The organism is Flagellimonas onchidii (assembly GCF_004804315.1).
In the GTDB taxonomy this organism is placed as follows: Bacteria; Bacteroidota; Bacteroidia; order Flavobacteriales; family Flavobacteriaceae; genus Flagellimonas; species Flagellimonas onchidii.
Window position 1 is genome coordinate 214,391 of record NZ_SRXX01000004.1, and the last position, 21,907, is coordinate 236,297.

A 21,907-nucleotide genomic window follows, 5' to 3' on the forward strand; every position below is an offset into this window, starting at 1 on the left:
GCTTTGGGCAAATATAAACGAAGCACACGTCTTCATCGGCAATGGATACAAATAAATTCTTAATTTTAGATGGAGTAGCACCGACCATGAAAAAAAAGAAAATTGTCAATATTGGAATTGCCGTAATTGTTTGCCTCTTGATCGGCTTTCTGTCTAGCTTTGCCACCCAAAGTTCAGTAAATGATTGGTATCTCACCTTGAACAAACCGAGCTTTAATCCCCCTAATGAAATTTTCGCTCCTGTATGGACGATACTGTACACTTTGATGGGAATCTCGGCCGGAATTGTTTGGTCCAAAGGATTCCATCATATCTGGGTTAAAACAGCTTTATACCATTTTGCGTTTCAGCTCTTGTTCAATGCCTTATGGAGCATTGTCTTTTTCGGATTAAAAAGCCCACTGCTGGCACTTTTGATTATTCTAACCTTGCTGACTTTGATTATGTTGACCATTAAATGGTTCAAGGTGGTAAGTAAAATAGCTGCTTATTTGTTGATTCCCTACCTTTTATGGGTGTGTTTCGCGGCGGTATTGAATTATAATATTTGGCTATTAAATTGAAAAAACTGGCTTACCCAGCCATTTCGACCAGCTTTTGCATGGTTTTTAAGTTTCGTGTTGTGGCCTCCACTTTTAGTTTCCGTTCTACAAAGTTGTTGTTGAGCTTCGCTTTTCCAAATCCTGCTTTACAATTAAGGTAAACGCACCTTTCTGTTACATGAAAATCTTCATTTTCAAAATCCAGCTGATTGAATGTCTTGACCAACTTGTCATCAGGAACCGTTTTCAACAACACATAATACAAACCTTTCTCATTTGGTTCATCTGCGTAGGGACTCTCTTTTAAAACCTGCACTAGTTCTTCAACGGTTAAAATCAATACGGGAACTTCAAAACCAAAATCATCCAGAATCACTTTATGCATATTATTTTGAAGCTTCTCCACGTCATTTTTGTCACTGGCAAAGACAACATTTCCGCTTTGAATATAAGTTCTAACCTTACAAAATCCTTCACGTTTCAAAGATTGGGTCAAGTCGGCCATCTTTATTTTCTTTTGTCCGCTCACGTTGATTCCCCTTAGTAATGCTATATAAGATTTCATGTTTTCTTAATTGTTCAATTTGTTCAACGCAATTAATTTTTCTTAAATTCAAGCTCATCAAAAGTAACCACAATGAGTGAATATGTCCTAGCCTTAGATCAAGGAACCACGAGTTCCCGTGCTGTGGTTTTTGATAAAAAGGGAAGTATCGTTTCTGTCGCCCAAAAAGAGTTTACGCAAATTTTTCCAAAACCGGGTTGGGTAGAACACGACCCTATGGAAATTTGGGAGACACAGTCAGGGATGGCTTCAGCTGCTTTGGGCAAAAAAGGTCTTTCGGGTCAGCAAATCGCGGCAATTGGCATTACCAACCAACGTGAAACTGTTGTGGTTTGGGATAAAAATACCGGAAACCCGATTTACAATGCCATCGTTTGGCAAGACAAGCGCACAGCTGATTACTGTGATCAGCTTAAAAGTCAGGGAAAGTCACAAATGATCCGCGAAAAAACAGGATTGGTCATTGACTCCTATTTTTCAGGCACAAAGGTCAAATGGATTCTTGATAACGTTGATGGGGCTAGGGAAAAAGCCCAATCAGGGGAATTGATTATGGGTACCATCGATACTTGGCTCATTTGGAAAATGACCCATGGAGCCTTACACATTACAGATGCAACAAACGCTTCTCGTACATTATTATATAATATAAACACCTTGGAATGGGATAAGGAGCTTTTGGATTTATTGAATATTCCCGCAAGTATGCTCCCAGATGTAAAACAATCCAGCGAGATTTATGGCGAAACAAATACAAGCTCATTTGCGCCCAATGTTCCAATAGCTGGTATTGCAGGTGACCAACAGGCGGCCCTATTTGGCCAAATGTGTAACCAACAAGGCATGGTCAAGAATACTTATGGAACGGGTTGTTTTATGTTAATGAACATTGGAGAAAATCCTATTATTTCCAAAAACAATTTGCTTACAACCATCGCCTGGAAAATCAATGGAAAAACCACATACGCCCTAGAAGGAAGCATTTTTATAGCAGGTGCCGTTGTACAATGGCTCCGAGACAGTCTGAAAATTATTTCAGCTTCTTCAGAGGTTGAACAGTTGGCCAGTTCGGTTGAAAACTCTGAAGGAGTCTACTTTGTTCCAGCCTTTGCGGGGTTGGGTGCTCCGCATTGGAATCAACATGCCCAAGGCACTATTTTTGGATTGACCAGGGGAAGTACCGATGCCCATATCGCTAGAGCGTCACTAGAATCCATCGCGTATCAGACCATGGATGTTTTAAAGGCGATGGAGGCCGATTCGGGTATTTCGGTTCAAGAACTTCGGGTAGATGGGGGCGCCACAGTGAACAATATGTTGATGCAGTTTCAAGCTGATGTTCTGGATACTACAACCGTTCGTCCCAAAATTATCGAGACCACGGTTATGGGCGCAGCTTATCTTGCAGGTTTAGCCGTAGGTTTTTGGAAAAATCAGGAAGAAATTCAAGATATTTGGCAAACCGATATCCGTTTTAATCCAACCCAAAAAAGGGAAGATATTGAACGTGCTATCAAAGGGTGGTACAGGGCGATAAGTGCCTTGGAACATTGGACCAAAAATAACTAAACCAAAAAACGATATGACTCCCTTTATCGCAGAGATTGTAGGTACTTTTCTTTTAATTTTATTAGGCTGTGGTGTTAATGCCAATGTTTCACTAAAAGGAACCTACGGAAGTAGTTCAGGTTGGATTGTGATTACCACTGGATGGGCGTTTGCCGTTTATACCGGTGTTGTAGTGGCTGGCCCGTATAGTGGAGCCCACATGAATCCAGCCGTTACGATTGGCCTTGCACTGGCCGGTGAATTCTCACTCTTTGACGTACCAAACTATATTTTAGCCCAATTTATCGGAGCTATGCTTGGAGCGTTTGTAGTATGGCTAATTCACAAACCACATTTTGATACAACCGAGGACGGAGATACCAAAAGAGCGGTCTTTTGCAATGCCCCTGCTATTAACAACTTGTTTTCAAATATATTGACCGAGGTAGTGGGGACATTTGTACTGGTGTTCGCCGTATTGTATTTTACTGATGCCGTCTCAACCAAAGACAATACGATAATTGGATTGGGATCTTTAGGTGCCCTCCCAGTAGCCATTATTATTTGGGGAATTGGACTATCCTTGGGTGGCACCACCGGGTATGCCATTAATCCGGCCAGAGATCTAGGACCTCGAATTGTTCATGCGCTTTTACCCATTAAAGATAAAGGCTCGAACGGATGGGGATACTCTTGGATTCCAGTAGTAGGCCCTATTTTCGGAGCAGCTGTCGCGGCCTGGCTTGCAATGACACTTGCCTAACGCAGGTCTTCAGCAATAGCCTGCGATGCAATATACGCTCCCGTCCAAGCATTCTGAAAGTTGAAGCCCCCCGTTATCGCATCAACATTGATGATTTCACCTGCAAAATAAATATTGGGAAGCAATTTACTCGCGAATGTTTTGAAGTTGATTTCCTTTAAATCTACCCCACCTGCTGTAACAAACTCTTCTTTAAAGGTGCTCTTTCCTTCTACTTTGAAAGAGCAAGCTGTAAGTTGTAAAGCCAACTTTTGAAGTTTTTCTTTTGTGACATCGCTCCACTTTAAATCTTTTTCAATTCCTGATTCACGAACCAAATTAGTCCATAACCTCCTAGGTATCTCGACCGCCCGAGTTCGAAGAATCGTTTTTTTGGTTTCTGTTTCTTTGACCTTCCATAAATAATTTTCCATGGACCCCGTGGTGTATTCAGGTGTCCAGTTTACGTTGATCCTGAATTGGTAGTTAAATCCGTGCAAAATATTTGCTCCCCAAGCCGACAGTTTTAGAATCGCAGGACCGCTCAAACCCCAATGGGTTATTAAAACGGAGCCTTCTGACTCAAGAATGGGTTCTTCCTTAAGCGCACTTTTAAGTTTGATTTGCACTTTGGAGGAAAAAGCCTTTTTCGGCGGAATCTCTACGGAAGCATCTACGCTTATACCTTGAATACCCCTAATTCTTTCATCATTGATATTAAAAGTAAACAAAGATGGAACTGGAGGTATAATAGTGTGTCCCATTTCCGCCAGTTGATTCCAAATTTTAGGATTGCTCCCGGTCGCCAAAAGTAATTTTTTGCCTATGTAGTGCCTGTTCATTGTAGTAACTTGCCAGCCCTGCCCATTTTCGGATTTTTGGATACGTTTTACAGCGCTGTTCTTTAAGATTTTAACCCCTAACCGTTTGGTTTCAGCAATAAAGCAATCAATGATAGTTTGGGAAGAATCGCTAACAGGAAAAATCCTTCCATCCTCCTCTATTTTTAACGAGATTCCCCTTTGTTCAAAAAAAGACATTACATCTCCTGGAGCATGTTTATGAAATGGTCCCAATAGTTCTTTTTTGCCCCTTGGGTAATTCGTAACCAATTCATGAGGAGAAAACTCCCCATGCGTTACATTACAACGCCCTCCTCCTGAAACTTTGACTTTAGAAAGTACAGTCTTCCCTCTTTCAAAAATGGCAATTTTAAGATCAGGTGCTTTCTCGGCTATTTGAATGGCTGCATAGAACCCTGCGGCTCCACCTCCCACAATTATAACATCAAACATTAGTGGACGCGCTCAGGGTAATTGGAAATAATCCCATCTACTCCAAAATCCTTCATCTTTTGGATATCCTCAGGTGTGTTAACGGTCCAAGTGTACACCTTTAAGCCTTCTTCTTGAATCTTGCTCACGTTTTCCTGTGTCAACTTCTTAAAGTTGGGATTGATCGCTACTGCGTCTAATTCCTTTGCCACTGTAATGGCATCAAGTGGGTCTTGTTCCGTTAAAACAGCTATTTTGATGTTTTTATTTAGCTCGCGCATTTTTTTCAATTCGTCCCATTTAAAACTTGAGATAATGAAATTGTTTGCATCCCACCCTCTATCTCTAATATAATAATCAACAATAAAGTTTACCCTGTCGGCGGTATTAGAACCCTTCAACTCAATATTTAGGGCGACCTGGTTGTCAATCAGTTTAAGTACATCTTGCAACTGGGGAATTTTATGATTACCATCCAAGATGAGTTGTTTCACTTGAATTATATTAAATTCTTCGATACTACCTCCCCCATTTGTCAATCTTTCTACCCTTTCATCATGAAACACTACTATTTCACCGCTTTCAATTTTAAAAACATCAATTTCAATCATATCCACTCCAATGTCCAAAGCTTTCTGAATTGAAGCAAGGGTGTTCTCTGTTTCATGTCCCATTGCTCCACGATGCCCAATCGCCAAAGTATTGTTTGCCATATCACAACTATTTAATATAAAAACAGCCATAATGGACCGTAGTAGGTTATTTTTCATTTTTATTTTGGTTTGTTTTCGTTCTTAAAAATACGATTTGAAATGAAATTCCATGTGCTGATTCAAGTGATAAAGCATAGGTTTTTTTAACAAAATGTGTAATTACTAATTTTTAGTATCTATTTTTAACAATTCGTTAAAGATAATTTAATACATTTATTAGATTAATAACCAATACATCAACTAACATGTTTTCAAAATCAAACTTATTGGCCACTCTTGGGGCATTCATCACCATGTTTTTATTAGGGTATGGAATTTGGGAGGTTTTACTGGCTGACTTCTTTGCCGGGCATACACTCAAAAATTTTATGCAAGAGGAGATGAATATGGCATTAATAGCAGTAGCCAATGTAATTATGGCTTTTGTGCTTAGCTCTGTTTACAGTAAATGGGCCAGAGGTCATCATAGTGCCAAAGAAGGCTTTCAATATGGTGCGTGGATTGGTATTTTTATGGGTTTCGGAATGGGGCTTTTAAACCACGCCATTATGGGGCTTATGGACATGACCGGGTTTTTGGTCAACGGAATTGTCTACATTGTCTTCTATGGGATAATTGGCGCTGTTATTGGATTAATTTATCAAAAAACTGCTACTAAAGAAGGGTAAACAGTACTAACCGACCAAAACTTTAGGCGGATTGCAAAAGCAATCCGCCTTTTATTTTTTAACACGAAGAATGAATGATCGTAATGGTTTTAATTGAAGACTTATCCTTCCAAAACCATCAACAACTACCAAAGTCAATTCCGTATCACCGTACAACTCCTCGGTCAAAGCATATTTGCCATCTTTCAAATTCCACTTAGAAATTACGTCATGAGGTATTTTTAAATTAAATTCATAGGATTTTTCAACATCAAAATTGGAAACAATAATCAATTTTTCGTTTGAACTCCAACGCACATAAGACAATACGCGATGGTCATAGTTTTCAGTATTGTCTTTGTTGAAAAAATGAATCTCTCGATACTCTCCCATAAGGGCCTCACTATCAATGGTGAAGTTCAAAAGTCGCTTGTAGAAATCCCTAAGTAGCTTTTCGTTTTCAGAAAGTTGTCCTCCATCGAACGTTCCGTTATTCATCCAACGTTGATGATGTGGAACACCTATATAGTCGAAAATTGATGTACGGGTCGGCTTTCCGAAGCCGGCATCCTCAGCGGCAGGTTCACCAACTTCTTGCCCAAAATAAATCATTGTTGGCGAGGTGCTCAAAGTAGCGGAAACCACCATCGCTGGTTTCGCAATTTCTGCATTGCCGACAAAATCAGAACTAGCTATCCGTTGTTCATCATGATTTTCCAAAAAATGTAGCATGTGATGTTCAATATCCAGCACTTCACGCTGTGCAACAGGGATGTGATCCGTCCAGCCATACCCCTTCATGATGTGTTTTAAACCATCATATAAATCCACCTTATCGTAGAGATAGTCCATTTTTCCTTTATGTATGTAATCTCGATACAGATTGGGATTGTACACTTCTGCCAATAAAAAAGCCTCTGGTTTTTTTGCTTTAATATTGGAATTCAGAAAGCTCCAAAATTCAACAGGAACCATTTCGGCCATATCAAATCGAAAACCGTCAACGCCAAAATCCAACCAATACCATGTTATGTCTCTGAACTTGATCCAAGAGTCGGGAACCTTTTTATCCTTCCAAAAATTGAAATGTGCTTCGTGGCTTTCTTTATTAAATCCATCAGGCAGTTCATCAAAATCCTTTGTGCCATCAGGTCTAACCCCATAGTTTATTTTTACGGTTTCGTACCAGTCATTAAAATGGGGCTGTGCCAATCTTGATCCATTTCCTGTCCATTTAGCGGGTATTTCCTGAAACCTGCTATCAGCAATTTGAGATTCTTGGCCTCCTAGTGGTAAGTATCCTTCTTGCCATTCAGGTGTTTTGAACTCGGAATTGGGAATATAATAAAAGTTATTATTGACATGATATTCCACTGAGGTGTTATCATCTGTTCCAAAATCAGAAATCCCATCAGGGTTGGTCAAGCCTTTATAATTGCGGGCCACATGATTTGGAACAATATCTATCAACACTTTTAATCCAACATTATGGGTGCGATCTATAAGTTCTTTGAACTCTTCCAATCTTTTAGATGGATCAGCCGCCAAATCAGGGTTTACATTATAATAATCTTTTACCGCATAAGGTGATCCCGCTCGCCCCTTTACCACTTCGGGGTAATCACTGGAAATACCATATCTTGAATAATCATTGATTAATGCATGATGAGGTACTCCAGTGTACCAGATATGTGTGACACCCAAATCCTTGATTTCTGAGAGTGCCTTTTCGGTAAAATCGGCAAATTTGCCAACCCCATTTTCTTTAATGGTCCCCCAAGGGTTGTTGGTTTTATTTGTATTTCCAAAAAGTCTAGTGAAGACTTGATATACAACGGTTTTCTTTTTCATGGGGTGAAGATGTGCACTTTATCATTTTCGCGAGGGGCAAAAATACTTTCTAATATTTGTAAACCAATATTACGACGGCAACCTTTTACGCATAAACAGTTTCCCCAGGCAGTAAACTCAAAACTTTGTTGTTGACCTTAACCAACAGTTCCTTATCTCCTGAGATTTGGAAGCCCGCACCTTTTTCCGAAACGGTTGCGGTAACAACTTGATCCCTAAAATTGACCTTAAACGAGTACGATTTCCACTGTTGAGGTATTTGAGGGGTAAAGCAAAGGGTATTGTTCACAATGCGCATTCCGCCAAAACCTTCTACAATGCTCATCCAAGTACCGGCCATTGAAGTGATATGTAGCCCCTCTTCAACTTCTTTGTTGTAATCATCCAAATCCAATCGTGAGGTTCGCAAATAAAAAGTATAAGCCTGGTCCATTCTACCCAATTTTGCCGCCTGAATGCTATGGACACATGGAGAAAGTGAAGATTCATGAACAGTAAAGGGTTCATAAAAATCGAAATGTTTTTCCAATTCTTTCATACTGAAATCGTCTTCAAAGAAATAGAACCCCTGAAGCACATCGGCCTGCTTTATATACGGGGAACGTAATATTCTGTCCCAACTCCATTTTTGGTTGATAGGTCTTTCTGACTTATCAAGTTCACTGACCTTAGTCAACTCCTTATCCAAAAAACCATCTTGCTGTAAAAACACTTCGTACTTTTCTGAGTGCGGGAAGTACATGTTTTTGGCAACATCCATCCAATCATTGGCTTCTTTATGGGAAAGGTTTGTTTTTTTAATTACACGTTGAAAATCGGTAGGATATTCTTTCTCCACAGCACTTAATTGTTCAGCAGCGTACTCCAAGCACCATTTAGCCAAGTAATTTGTGTACCAGTTGTTATTGACGTTGTTTTCATATTCATTTGGGCCCGTGACCCCGAGCATTACATATTTTTGCTTGTCTTTAGAGAAATTGACTCTTTGGTGCCAAAAACGTGCAATCCCAATGAGTACCTCTAATCCCATTTTGGGGATATAACTGTAGTCTCCGGTAAACCTGTGGTAATTGTATATGGCAAATGCTATTGCTCCATTTCTATGGATTTCCTCAAAGGTAATCTCCCATTCGTTATGACATTCTTCGCCATTCATGGTGACCATTGGGTAAAGTGCAGCTCCATTCGAAAACCCAAGTTTTTCGGCATTTTCAATGGCTTTGTCCAAGTGTTTATAACGATACTCCAACAGGTTCCATGCAACTTTCTGGTTTTTGGTAGCCATATAAAATGGCAAACAATAGGCTTCGGTATCCCAATAGGTGCTTCCGCCATATTTTTCGCCCGTAAAACCTTTAGGGCCAATATTGAGCCCCGAATCCTTCCCCAAATAGGTTTGGTTAAGCTGAAAGATATTGAAGCGGATTCCCTGCTGGGCTTTTGTATCTCCTTCAATGGTAATATCGCTCATCTCCCAAATCTTGCTCCAAGTTTCCTTTTGCATTTGAAGCAATGCATCGAATCCAATTTCCGTAGCCTGTTTTAGAACATGCTTGGCCGCGCTGACCAAGTCGGATTCTTTATGGTTTCGAGAAACCGTATATCCACCAAATTTGTGAAGTTCAATGCTTTCGTCTTTCTCGACTTCTGTAACAAAACATAAGCCGACGGAATTCCCATCCTTCTTTTCATTAAGAGAAGAGTTAAGCTGCGTACCTTTATAAAAGGCTCTAGCTTCCATAAAAGTACATGTCGCAAAATTGGTCTTCATGGTATGGGCTTCAATAAAAGCCTGATTTCCCTCTGAAAACACTTTGGTTGTATTCCAGAATTGATCATCCCAATTACTATCTTCATTGGTAATACCACTATCCAAATAAGGGCATAATATTATTTCAACATTTTGATTAAGCGGAGTAATTTCATACTTGATTGCACCTACCTCATCCAATTCAAGACTTAAAAATCTTGTTGATTGGACTGACATTTCAATTCCATTTTGCAATTGAGCTGTAAAACTACGCTGATACCAGCCTTCCCGCATGTTTAGCTCCCTCTTAAAATCTTTGACTGATTTACATTTGTGAAGATCTAACGGTTCACCATCTACCAACACCTCAATGCCAATCCAATTGGGTGCGTTCAACACTTTAGCGAAGTACTCCGGATATCCATTTTTCCACCATCCTACCCGAGTTTTATCTGGGTAGTAAACTCCAGCAATATAGCTTCCCTGAAATGTTTCACCAGAGTATTGTTCTTCAAAATTGGCTCTTTGCCCCATGGCACCATTGCCCAAACTAAATAGGCTTTCGGAGGATTTGACCGTTTCAGGATCAAAACTACTTTCTATGATGGACCAAGGGTCCACCTGTATATAATCTTGGTTCATTTTTGAATTTGTTAGTTTGAAAATCGACAAACATAGCTTCTGGCATACAGAAGCTCCCTCTCTTAATTAACAGTAGAATTTCTTATGACAAGGGTAGGTTCTAAAATTTTGGTTTGAAAGGTTTCTTCTTCCTTTTCGCTTTCCACCTTGTCTATGAGCATCTGGGCAGAAATTTCCCCCATTTTTTCACCATGCTGGGCGACCATGGTCAAACTTGGATTGGAATACCTTGATAAAAGCCCGTCGGTAAACCCGATAAACGAAACATCTTCGGGTATCCTAAGTCCCTTCGTTTGCACTAGCCGCATGCTATAGACCGTAAAAATCTCGTTTACACAAAACACTGCATCAAAGTCATTGGCATCCAGAAATTCTTTGATTCTTTCCTCATCTATTTCCATAGTGGACAATTTGAGTATTCTTGATTCATCAGCCTCCAATCCGTTGTCCTGCAATGCTTTTAAGTACCCTTTGGTTCTTTCCTTACTGACACTTAAATAATCATCCGTGGTAATGTGTGCTATTCTTTTCCGCCCTTCATCAATGAGCTTTTTGGTGGCATTATAGGCTCCTAACTGATCATCGATAATTACCTTATCACAATCAATTTCATTTGTAATCCGATCAAATAGAACTACTGGTATTCCTTGTTCTGTAACTTCCTTTAAATGGTTAAAGTCACCTTTTTGTTGAGTTTCCGAGGAAAGTGACATAATAAATCCGTCAATGCTACCATTGGCCAACATTTCCATATTTATTACCTCCTTGTCAAAGGACTCTTCGGACAGACACACTATGACATTGTAACCCCTAGCGTTGGCATACTTTTCGATACCTCGTATTACTGTTGTAAAAAAATGATGCACAATAGCCGGAATTACAACCCCAATATTCTTTGTTCTCTTATTCTTAAGGCTAATGGCAATATTGTTCGGCTTGTAGTTGTATAACTTAGCAAAGGCCTGCACTTTTTCCTTGGTATCCCTACTTATTTCCTCACTATTTTTTAATGCTTTGGAAACTGTGGAAATAGAAACCTCCAACTCCCGTGCAATGTCTTTCAATGTAATTTTCGTCTTCAACAAAGTGCAATATTTTAAAGGTACAATTTAATGTTAAATTTTAAATTATGTGCCATCTGGCCACAACAATACAATTTTGACTGAAACTGAGAAAGAAATGTAAAAAAAAGAGTACAAAAGAACTTTTAAAAATAAAGTTCGGCAAAAAATAAAAAATAGTATCTTAGTCAAAAAAATTACATTATTCTTAAAAAATTGCTATAAAGTTACGATTTAAATAAAATCGTCTCGCAAATACTACCAAGATTTTACAACCATTAAAGTTATTAACACGAAACCGTTTTCGTAGACCGCTTTGAAACAGATGCATTTTTATTAATACTTTTTTTGCATATGTTTAACACTTGAATTAAAATTAACTAAACTTAAAATTAATTATTTATGAAGATTACGCTACTTAAAAGCTTGCTGCTGCTTGGGGCATTTATATGCTTCAATACAGTAAAGGCTCAGACGGTATCAGGTACTGTTTCTGATGCCAATGGTCCGTTACCGGGAGCAAGTGTCTTGGTAAAAGGTACCACAAACGGTACCCAATCCGATTTTGACGGTAATTACACACTTAACGATGTGGACAATGGTTCGGTTTTGGTCTTCAGTTATATTGGTTTCAGCAGTCAAGAAATCACGTATAATGGACAAGCAACCATCAATGTAACACTTCAAGAGGATGCAACTGCCCTTGACGAGGTAGTAATCATAGGTTACGGAACAACCACGGTTAAAGATGCAACTGGTTCAGTAGCTGCAGTTACCTCTGAAGATTTCAACGGCGGCGTCATTTCATCACCCGAGCAGCTGATTCAAGGTAAAACGGCGGGTGTAAACATTTCCCAAACTAGTGGTGAACCTGGTGCTGGTATCCAAGTGAATATCAGAGGTGCTAATTCCGTGCGAGCCAACAACAATCCGTTATTTGTAGTAGATGGTGTTCCATTGTTTGGTCAAAACACGGATGCTCGAGGTACTTCAGGAATTAGTAGTACTCCAGGGGTTAGCGGAAATGCAGCAACTGGAAACCCATTAAATTTCTTAAACCCAAATGACATAGAAAGTATCAGTATTCTTAAGGATGCTTCCGCAACCGCGATTTATGGATCCAGAGGTGCCAATGGAGTAGTAATCATTACCACAAAAAGTGGAAAAGCCGGTTCAGGAGGTTCGTTTGAGTTTAGTTCTAATTTGAGTATTTCATCTCCTGTTAGAGAATATGACCTATTGGGCAGAAGCGCCTTCCTAAGTGCCATCACACAATCTGGCGGTAATGCTGCAAGTGTTGATTTTGGAGGAAACACCAACTGGCAGAATGCAATATTACGAAGAGCGACCTCCACCTCTAACAACCTTGCATATTCGCAAAATTATGGCTCCGGTAACATCAGGGCCACTTTTGGTTATCAAAAACAATTTGGTGTTGTTGAGAAGTCAGATTTTGAAAGAATTACAGGAAGATTGAACTGGAATCACCGTTTTTTAGATGATAAATTAAAATTGGCTGTCCAGACTTCTGTTTCAAGAACCAATAGAAGCCAACCCCCTCTTGAGGGTGGCTCCGGATTTAGAGGTGATATTTTAGGTGCGGCATATTCGGCCAACCCAACTATTCCCAACAATCCCAATATAGATCCAGGAGGTGGCCTCCTCAATCCAGCTAACTATTTACAGAATACATCTAATCTTACTAATACAAACAGGTTTCTTTTAAACGGATCCGTTGAGTACGATTTTACTTCTGAAATAACAGGTAAAGTGAACTTGGGGTATGATGCTTCTGATAGCGATAATGTTTCCGTATTGTCTGCAGACATATTTAATGTAGATGGGGTTCAGGGCATTGGCGCAGGAACTTTTAATCGTCTCGAACGTCAAAACAAGCTACTTGAGGCAACCGTAAACTACAAGAAGGAATTTGACAACTCCAATCTTGATGTAATTGTCGGCTACGCCTACCAAGACTTTAGAACATTTGGTTTCAATACAGCTGCAAGAGGATTTAGCTCAACCGATTTAAACGAGATGGGTTCAGCGTTGGTCGAGACCGTAAATGCGGCAACAAACTCTATTAGCGGTTCTTTTCAACAATATTATTATGCTCCAAATCGTCCTGATTTAACCGTTAATCGCTTGTTACCTGAAGCTCGTATTGACAATATTGGTTTCGGATTCTCAAGAGGCGTCAGTGCATTAGTGTATGATAATTTTGACAATACAGATGAGCTTCAGTCATTTTTCGGAAGGATTAATTACAGCCTCAACAACAAGTATCTGTTTACAGCAACCATGCGAGCAGATGGATCTTCCCGATTTGGACCAGAAAACCAGTATGGTTATTTCCCCTCTGGTGCTTTTGCTTGGCAAATAGCGGAAGAAGATTTTATTGGAGACAACGTTTCAACATTGAAACTACGATTAAGTGCTGGTATAACAGGTAATCAAGATGGTCTTGGATACGGACAGTTTGTTGCAAGACAGCGCTATGCCGCCCTTACTCTTGAGGACAACATAAGCAATGGAGGAACCATTGACAATGATAATGGTTTGGCGATAGTTGCAACAGACCAACCTGATTTGCGCTGGGAACAAACCCTAGACATCAATGTTGGTTTGGATTTTGGCTTCAATAACGATAGGTTTAGTGGAAGCATAGATGTTTATCATAAAAACACTAGTGACATTTTGCTTCAGACCCCGCCGGCTGCACCTTCTACCAATCCATTTCAATTTGGAAACGTTGATGCCAGTGTTGTTAACCAAGGTATAGAACTAGGATTGAACTACGATTTTATACAATCGGATGACACCAATTTCAGTGCTTCGTTCAACATTGCCTATAATGAAAATGAAATAAAAGATTTTGCTGGTGAAATAAATCTAGGTCCCATAAACGGACCTGGTCTTTCGGGAGCTTTTGCCCAACGTTTTGAAGCAGGACGACCGCTTTTCTCATACTACATGGCTATTTTTGATGGGTTTGAAGACGGAAATCCTACTTATGTGGACATTGATGGAAATGGAGTTGGAGATCCTGATGCGGACAAAGTATTCGTAGGGGAAGATGGACTCCCTGATGTCACTTCTGGTCTTTCTTTAAATTTCAGTCATAAAAACTGGGACATTAGCACCTATTTTGCAGGCCAATTTGGTTTTTCCGTTTACAACAATACGGCGAATGCCTTATTCAATGCTGGACAATTGAACACCTCCAGAAACGTTACCGTAGCTGCTGCCAATGCTGGTGAATCTCCAAATGCTTCCACAGCGGTCTCCACAAGATTCTTGGAAAAAGGTGATTTTGTAAGATTTCAAAATGCAACCATTGGATACAATGTTCCTCTAAGTAGTGATAACGTTTTAAAGAGCCTTAAACTATCCGTTACCGGTCAAAATCTGTTTTTAATTACTGATTATAGTGGTATTGACCCAGAGGTAACTGTTAACACAGGCCAATTAAACCAGGCGGCTTTGCCAAGTAGGGGTATTGATTGGACTTCTTTCCCTAATCCAAGGACTATCACCTTTGGCATAAACGCATCCTTTTAATTAAAAAATTGTATAATCATGAAAAGAGATCAAATTAACATTTATTTATTGACCCTATTATCGGTAATCGGGTTTTCTTCATGCACTAACTTGGAAATTGAAGAAACGGATTCCTTTATAGATGAGGGTTTTCAAGGGTTAGCCAATTCCTCTTCTGCAGTCACCCAAATGTATGGTGACGTAAGTGGACACTTGGGAGACCAAGCTAATATTTATGCCTTAAGAGAGGTTACTACAGATGCACTTTTGATTCCTACCAGAGGTGCTGACTGGGGTGACAATGGACGATGGAGGAAATTACACCAACATGAATGGGGTCTTGAAGAGGTTGATATTATTACACCATTTGATAACTGGAACGCAAGACAACTCCAAGCCTCCCAAATTTTGGATTCAAGGAGTGGCCCTTCTGCAGCTGATGCAGCCGATGCCCATTTTATAAGAGCATATGCCATGTGGTCGATTTTAGATCTTTACGGGCAAGTACCTTTTAGAGATACACAATTACCATCTATAGCAATACCAGAAGTGCTTACCGGTGCCGAGGCAGTAGATTTTATCTTGGCGGATTTGGATGCTGCGATTGCCGGATTACCTACTGAAACTGCCGGTAGTGGAGAATCTTTGAAAAGAGGAAGCAAAGCGGCAGCTAGATTTCTAAAAGCCAAAGTATTGCTTAATCGCCACATCTATGACAATCAATTAACTGGATCTAGTGGTTCACCAGATGCAGCAAACATGACTCAAGTAATTTCTTTGGTAGACGAAATTACAGCCGATGGCTTTGCCATAGAAAGTGGTTATTTCGATATCTTCAAAACTAGTCCTGATAACGAAACTATATGGTGGACAGAATCAGGCGTGGGCAACCGAATCTTTAATGGATTACACTATAACTCAACAAGCATCGGTGGAGGTGGTTGGAATGGGTTTAGCACCTTGGCAGAGTATTTCGATTTATTTGAAGGTGATTCGGACAACAACAGAGTAGAATTGGATTTAACTCCTTTGGATAGCCAAGAAGAACGTAGAGGAGGTGTGCCCAATGAAGGTTTACCATTTACAGATAGGGATGGTACTACCGAAACTGATGGTGGATTTGAAGATGGATCCAATGTAGGGTTTGGGTTCTTATTGGGTCAGCAGTATGATTTGGATGGAAGTCAATTGCAAGATCGTCAGGGCGCCCCACTAGTTTTTTCAAGAGATTTTGTTGATGGAGAAGGAGCTGCCAGCCTTATCAACAATGACGAAAAGACCGGTATACGTGTAATGAAGTACAATCCGCGTTTTGGAGGTTTTACCAATCATAGTGTTCAGTTTAGATATGCTGATGCCCACCTAATGAAGGCAGAGGCCATATTAAGAACCGGTGGAGATCCCACTTCCATGGTAAACGACTTAAGAACGCTTCGCGGAGCTAGTCCACTAGGGTCTGTAGGCGAAAGTGAATTGTTAGAAGAAAGAGCTAGAGAATTATTTGTAGAAGGATGGAGACGAAACGATATGATCCGCTTTGGGCAATACCTAAGAGATTGGGAGTTCAAAGGTTCTTCTGAAATTAACAATGATACCAGATTATTGTTCCCCATACCTTTACCTCAACTTTTGGCCAACCCAAATTTGGTTCAAAATCCAGGATACTAACTCAAAATATAACCTAAGGTTTAAGGTTATTAAAAGAAGGCTGCCAAATGGCAGCCTTCTTTTATTTGTATCAGTTGTAAATCGAAGTCACGGTTCAGAAAATGATAGCGCATTACATCTCACAAGATTAAAATCAATGGGTTCCAAAACTTAACCTCTTTACTATTCCGCCCAACTCTTAATCAAAAAGCAAAAGTCATTTTCCATAGAGTCAATACGTACTCAAAATGTCAACAGTGCGTTTCACAACAAGTAAGCTTGTTGCTCAAAAACCCTTAAAGCAAAAAGGGGTCAATTATTTTGCAAAATAGATGTAGATTCCAATAACTATCAAACAGATAATCGCTCCAGCCTGTTTCACATATTTATACGGTGTAATCTCCACTTGTTTGGTATATTCTTGTACGTAAGCTTCTTTTCTAGGGTAAAGTTTCCCGATCAATAGCATGATTCCTGCATTCAATAAAAATAATATTGCCATCACATGTAAGTAATGAGGGTAGTTATCATCCCCAAAAACAAATGGCTTTAATATGAATTGACTAATAATATATAATCCGGACCCCAAAAAAATAGCAATCTTCGCAGCAATTGCAGGTACCTGCTTGGTCAAATACCCCACTACAATTATGGTGAGAATAGGAATATTATAAATTCCATTAATCTCTTGAAGATAATTAAACAAGCTACCCGCATTAGCAATTAACGGGGCAATAAACATCGCCGCCAAAGCCAAACAAACACCAAATATTTTACCATTTTTTACAACAGCTCCCTCAGAGGCTTCCTTATTGATGTGCTGTTTGTAAATATCTATTCCAAAAAGGGTCACGGAACTATTCAAAACACTATTGAAAGAACTTAGTATAGCCCCAAACAAAACTGCCGCAAAAAAGCCAACCAAATATTTAGGGAGCACAGCGCCGACCAACGCCGGATAAGCAATATCACTTGACTCCAAATTTCCATCAAAATAATGATAAGCAATCATTCCTGGCAGTACCAAGATAATAGGCCCGAGTATTTTCAAAAATGAGGCCAGCAATAACCCCTTTTGACCTTCTGCCAAGTTTTTAGCTCCCAAGGCCCTTTGTATAATTTGCTGGTTAGTGCCCCAATAAAACAACTGCACCAACATCATGCCTGTAAAAATAGTAGAAAAAGGAACCTCCTGTCCCGGGTTACCTGTGGAATCGAATCGCTCTGGATTTGCTGTCATTAAGGTATCCAATCCTGAGAACACACTTCCATCGCCTATCGCCATCAAACCAAAAACAGGAATCATTACTCCTCCAATAATCAATCCTATAGCATTGATACTATCAGAAACAGCGACCGCCTTTAACCCTCCAAAAACCGCGTAAATAGACCCTATAATTCCGATACCCCATATACAGATTACAAGAGCCGTTGAATCCGAAACATTGAGCATTTCGGGCACATTGAACATACCACTTATAGCCACAGAACCAGAGTAAAGAATTACTGGAAGCAACACAACAACGTAGCCTGTCAAAAATAATCCCGAAGTAATTGTTTTAGTGGTTACATCAAACCGGCTTGCTAAAAACTGAGGCACAGTGGTAAGTCCTCCTTTTAAGTATCTTGGCAATAAAAAAACTGCAGCTATAATCATGGCGATAGCCGCCAAAGTTTCCCATGCCATTACCGAAAGTCCATCTTTATAAGCGCTTCCATTCAATCCAACAATTTGTTCGGTTGAAAGGTTCGTTAACAACAATGATCCAGCGATAACACCAGCGGTCAAACTTCGTCCGCCTAAGAAATAACCGTCCGATGATTTTTCATTTGTGCTCCTTGTAGCCAAATAAGAAATCACCCCGACCAATGCCGTAAAGCCCAAAAAAGAAAGTACTCCAATCATAATTAATTTGTGTTAGGTTGCAACTTCTAAATATAGCTCGATTTTTTCGTAAAACTCGTAGAATCCCATAAAAATCAATAACTGTTAAAATTTATCACAATCCCCCATTTTTATTGGACAAACATCACATTTAGCCTTTATTCTTCCCTCAAGTTTACTTATATTGTACAACTATTTCGAAAGATGTATGAAAAGGAAGATGATTGTGGTTTTTGTACTCTTTTTTTGCGCAATCTCATGCCAAAAAAAATCAGAAAAACAGTTCAAAAAATTATCATCCAAAGACACCGAAATCGATTTCGTCAACCTTCTTTCCGAAACCCCTGATTTAAACATTTTAAACTATCTGTATTATTATAATGGAGCTGGAGTAGTTGCAGCAGACTTCAACAATGACTCACTAATTGATCTTTACTTTATTGGAAATCAAGTTGCCGACGAATTATTCTTAAATAAAGGAGGACTAACCTTTAAAAAGGTGACTCTGCAAGCGCAAATAGAAAACATAAATGGTTGGACCACAGGTGCTACCCATGTGGACATCAATCATGACGGGCTTCTTGATATTTATGTCTGCAAAGTAGGGAATTACAAACATTTAGATGATGCGAATTTATTATATATCAACCAAGGAGTTGATAAAAACGGGGTTCCCATTTTCAAAGAAGATGCTGCGTCGTACGGACTCGATTTTTCAGGATTTTCAACCCAAGCAGCCTTTTTTGATTATGACCTGGATGGGGATTTAGACTTGTATCTCATGAATCATTCTGTATATCCTAACAGAACATATGGCAAAGGAAAACAACGAGAAAAAGTCGACAAACTGTCAGGGGACGTACTATTCGAAAATCAAAACGGAAAATTTGTTGATATAAGTTCCCAAGCGGGTATTTTTCAAGGCAAAAGCGGGTATGGCTTAGGGCTATCCGTGAGCGACATCAATAACGATGGTTTTCCAGATATTTATGTAGGAAATGACTTTTTTGAGAATGATTACCTCTATATAAATCAAAAAGACGGCACTTTTAAAGAAGTTATTTCATTGGATAACAACAAATTGGGACATACCACGCATTTTTCTATGGGCAATGATATCGCTGACATCAATAATGATGGCCTCATGGATATCATTTCGCTTGACATGCTTCCTGAAGACCTGGAAACTTACAAAACTTCAGGGTTAGAATATGGATTCCCTATCTACCAACAATACCTGAGAAATGGGTATTCTCCACAGTATATGCAAAATACCCTTCATGTAAATCTCGGAAATGAACGATTTGCTGAAATTGCGCATCTAAGTGGCGTGGCAGCGACCGAATGGTCATGGGGGGCTCTTTTGGCAGATTTCGATAATGATGGCAAAAAAGATGTTTTTGTGTCAAATGGAATTAAAGGAGCAACAAACGACATGGATTTTATCAACTTCATTTCCAACGACAACCTTCAAAGGCGAATTGAACAGGGAATGTCTCATGCTGATATGCCCCTTATTGAAGAAATCCCTAAAAAAAAGATTCACAACTATTTCTTCAAAAACAATGGACAACTCACTTTCTCTGATGTTACCGAACTATGGGCAGATAAGGAAACCTCGTTCAGTAATGGCTGTGTTTATGCTGATCTGGACAATGATGGAGATTTAGATTTAGTGGTCAATAACGTTGACCATGAGGCTTTTGTCATGGAAAACATGGGCAATAGCAACAACTCTATTTCCGTAAAATTCAAAGGAGCCCAAAATAATACATTTGGCATAGGGGCGAAGATTGTCGCTTATACCGATTCACTTAAAATCTCCCAAGAAAACTTTGTTACCAAAGGGTATCTGTCAGCCGTGCCGCCCATAATGCATTTAGGTTTGGGAAAAGATTCAATCATAGATTCTTTAAAAGTCATTTGGCCCAGTGGCAAAATCCAGACTCAATACAATTTACCCGCTGGAAAAAGGATCGTATTTGATGAAAGTACTGCCTCAATCCATCAACAACCTGAACATTTGTCCATAAATCCACATTTTAAAATCTTGGATTCTCTTGTGGATTTTGTGCACTCCGAAAAGCCAACACTTGATTTTGACCGTGAACCCTTGGTTCCCTTTGCAAACTCAAATGAAGGTCCCGATATTTCTGTTGCCGACATCAATAATGATGGGTTAGATGATTTCTTCATTAGTGGCGCCAAGGCCCAAAATTCTGCGCTTTATATCCAACAAGAGGATGGTAGTTTCATATCACACCAAACCGGTCTTTTTGATAAACATGCCACCAATGAAGACACCTCCCATGTTTTTTTTGATGCCAACGGAGATGAATATATTGATCTTTTGGTGGTAAGTGGCGGCAATGAGTTTAAAGGAGGTAATCCATTACAGCCAAGGCTTTATCTGAACAAGAAAGGAATTTTACACCCTGATTCCCAGCAATTTAAAAATATTGAAGTCAATGCATCCAAGGTTTTGGCGACCGATTTTGACAATGACGGAGATCAAGATATTCTTATTGCTTCGGATCAGGAGCCCGGGCAATACGGAAAAACATCAAGACAGTATTTTTTGGAAAATGATGGTTCTGGAAATTTCATGGACAACACGCAAAGCGTTATCCCAGAAATTGAATTCATCGGTAATGTAAAAGATGTCATTTCCACCGACCTGGATTCAAATGGGTACATGGACTTGGTGGTTGTAGGACATTGGATGTCAGTCTCCATTTTTCTAAATGATGGAGGCCAACTGAAATTACAAAAGAACAATGGCTTGAAAGATACGCAGGGCTGGTGGAATACAGTTGTAGCTTGTGATATAGATGACGATGGTGATCTAGACCTTATCTGTGGCAATTGGGGTCAAAACACAAAATTCAAAGCTTCCAAAGAAAAACCCATCACACTCTATTCCGCTGATTTTGATGACAATGGCTCAAAAGAACCCTTGATTACATATTACCATAAAAATTCCGAGACCCCTTTTGCTTCAAAGGATGAGCTGGTCAAACAAATGCCCTATCTAAATAAAACTCATCTGTCATACAAAGATTTTGCAAAGGCTTCACTACAAGAATTATTTGGTCAAAAACAACTGGAGCAATCAGAAAAAAAATCCATTGTAGAGCTGGCAAGTGTTTATTTTAAGAACGATGGTAAGGGAAATTTTACTAAACATGAACTTCCAAAAATGGCACAAGCATCACCAATATATGACATTGCAGCAGAAGACCTAAACAATGATGGTTATCCTGACTTGTTGATTGTGGGCAATAACTATGAAATAAGCACTCAATTAGGCAGATTGGATGCTTTTCACGGATTAACTTTAGATAACAATACACATGGAGGGTTCAATGTTGCAAAAGCTAGTGGATTCGAGATTTCTGGAGCCATAAGAACATTGAAGAAAATTATGATTGCCGGCAAGCCTGCCTACATTGTCGGTCGCAATAACGATTCACCTATTTTTTTGATTAAAAATCAATAGA

Annotated in this window: 14 protein-coding genes; 7 read left to right on the forward strand and 7 right to left on the reverse strand. The window is 39.5% G+C overall.

Annotated elements, in window-relative coordinates:
* Window positions 1–86 precede the first annotated feature (86 nt).
* Window positions 87–563 (forward strand): TspO/MBR family protein, encoded by a 477-nt coding sequence (locus tag E4661_RS06245; protein ID WP_136466034.1) that lies wholly within the window; start codon window positions 87–89, stop codon window positions 561–563.
* Between the two features lie 10 nt (window positions 564–573).
* On the opposite strand, the gene E4661_RS06250 is transcribed toward E4661_RS06245, so the two are convergent.
* On the reverse strand, window positions 574–1,107 hold the full coding sequence (locus E4661_RS06250) for a DUF1697 domain-containing protein (protein ID WP_136465967.1): 534 nt from the start codon (window positions 1,105–1,107) through the stop codon (window positions 574–576).
* Between the two features lie 72 nt (window positions 1,108–1,179).
* Between E4661_RS06250 and glpK the strand changes: the two genes are divergently transcribed.
* On the forward strand, window positions 1,180–2,676 hold the full coding sequence (glpK, locus tag E4661_RS06255) for a glycerol kinase GlpK (RefSeq protein ID WP_136465968.1): 1,497 nt from the start codon (window positions 1,180–1,182) through the stop codon (window positions 2,674–2,676).
* Window positions 2,677–2,689: 13 nt separating this feature from the next.
* Window positions 2,690–3,418 (forward strand): MIP/aquaporin family protein, encoded by a 729-nt coding sequence (locus tag E4661_RS06260; RefSeq protein WP_136465969.1) that lies wholly within the window; start codon window positions 2,690–2,692, stop codon window positions 3,416–3,418.
* Here E4661_RS06260 and E4661_RS06265 read toward each other — a convergent pair.
* Together E4661_RS06265 and E4661_RS06270 are read right to left on the reverse strand one after the other, a co-directional pair.
* Complete coding sequence (locus E4661_RS06265) at window positions 3,415–4,692, reverse strand: BaiN/RdsA family NAD(P)/FAD-dependent oxidoreductase (protein ID WP_136465970.1); 1,278 nt, start codon at window positions 4,690–4,692, stop codon at window positions 3,415–3,417. The two genes, E4661_RS06260 and E4661_RS06265, sit on opposite strands and share 4 nt — an antisense overlap.
* Window positions 4,692–5,441 (reverse strand): glycerophosphodiester phosphodiesterase, encoded by a 750-nt coding sequence (locus tag E4661_RS06270; RefSeq protein ID WP_136465971.1) that lies wholly within the window; start codon window positions 5,439–5,441, stop codon window positions 4,692–4,694. Before E4661_RS06270 ends, E4661_RS06265 begins: the two co-directional genes overlap by 1 nt.
* A gap of 188 nt (window positions 5,442–5,629) precedes the next feature.
* Here E4661_RS06270 and E4661_RS06275 point away from each other — a divergent pair, with 188 nt between their 5' ends.
* The gene (locus E4661_RS06275; protein WP_136465972.1) at window positions 5,630–6,052 is read left to right on the forward strand and encodes a hypothetical protein; all 423 of its coding nucleotides are present in this window, start codon (window positions 5,630–5,632) and stop codon (window positions 6,050–6,052) included.
* Window positions 6,053–6,103: 51 nt separating this feature from the next.
* Here E4661_RS06275 and E4661_RS06280 read toward each other — a convergent pair whose 3' ends face one another.
* The 3 genes from E4661_RS06280 to E4661_RS06290 form a co-directional block, all read right to left on the reverse strand.
* Window positions 6,104–7,882 (reverse strand): alpha-amylase family protein, encoded by a 1,779-nt coding sequence (locus E4661_RS06280; RefSeq protein ID WP_136465973.1) that lies wholly within the window; start codon window positions 7,880–7,882, stop codon window positions 6,104–6,106.
* Between the two features lie 85 nt (window positions 7,883–7,967).
* Window positions 7,968–10,274 (reverse strand): glycoside hydrolase family 65 protein, encoded by a 2,307-nt coding sequence (locus tag E4661_RS06285; protein WP_136465974.1) that lies wholly within the window; start codon window positions 10,272–10,274, stop codon window positions 7,968–7,970.
* A gap of 62 nt (window positions 10,275–10,336) precedes the next feature.
* Window positions 10,337–11,356: a LacI family DNA-binding transcriptional regulator gene (locus tag E4661_RS06290; protein ID WP_136466035.1), complete on the reverse strand. Its 1,020-nt coding sequence runs from the start codon at window positions 11,354–11,356 to the stop codon at window positions 10,337–10,339.
* Window positions 11,357–11,737: 381 nt separating this feature from the next.
* On the opposite strand from E4661_RS06290, the gene E4661_RS06295 reads away from it, so the two are divergent.
* A complete protein-coding gene (locus E4661_RS06295) occupies window positions 11,738–14,896 on the forward strand; it encodes a SusC/RagA family TonB-linked outer membrane protein (RefSeq protein ID WP_136465975.1) in 3,159 nt (1,052 codons plus the stop codon).
* Window positions 14,897–14,914: 18 nt separating this feature from the next.
* Entirely contained in the window at window positions 14,915–16,543 is a 1,629-nt protein-coding gene (locus E4661_RS06300; RefSeq protein ID WP_136465976.1) for a RagB/SusD family nutrient uptake outer membrane protein, read from the forward strand.
* Window positions 16,544–16,838: 295 nt separating this feature from the next.
* Here E4661_RS06300 and E4661_RS06305 read toward each other — a convergent pair whose 3' ends face one another.
* The gene (locus tag E4661_RS06305; protein WP_136465977.1) at window positions 16,839–18,428 is read right to left on the reverse strand and encodes a solute:sodium symporter family transporter; all 1,590 of its coding nucleotides are present in this window, start codon (window positions 18,426–18,428) and stop codon (window positions 16,839–16,841) included.
* 187 nt (window positions 18,429–18,615) lie between these two features.
* On the opposite strand from E4661_RS06305, the gene E4661_RS06310 reads away from it, so the two are divergent.
* On the forward strand, window positions 18,616–21,906 hold the full coding sequence (locus E4661_RS06310; protein ID WP_136465978.1) for a VCBS repeat-containing protein: 3,291 nt from the start codon (window positions 18,616–18,618) through the stop codon (window positions 21,904–21,906).
* The last annotated feature ends 1 nt before the right edge of the window (window position 21,907 follow it).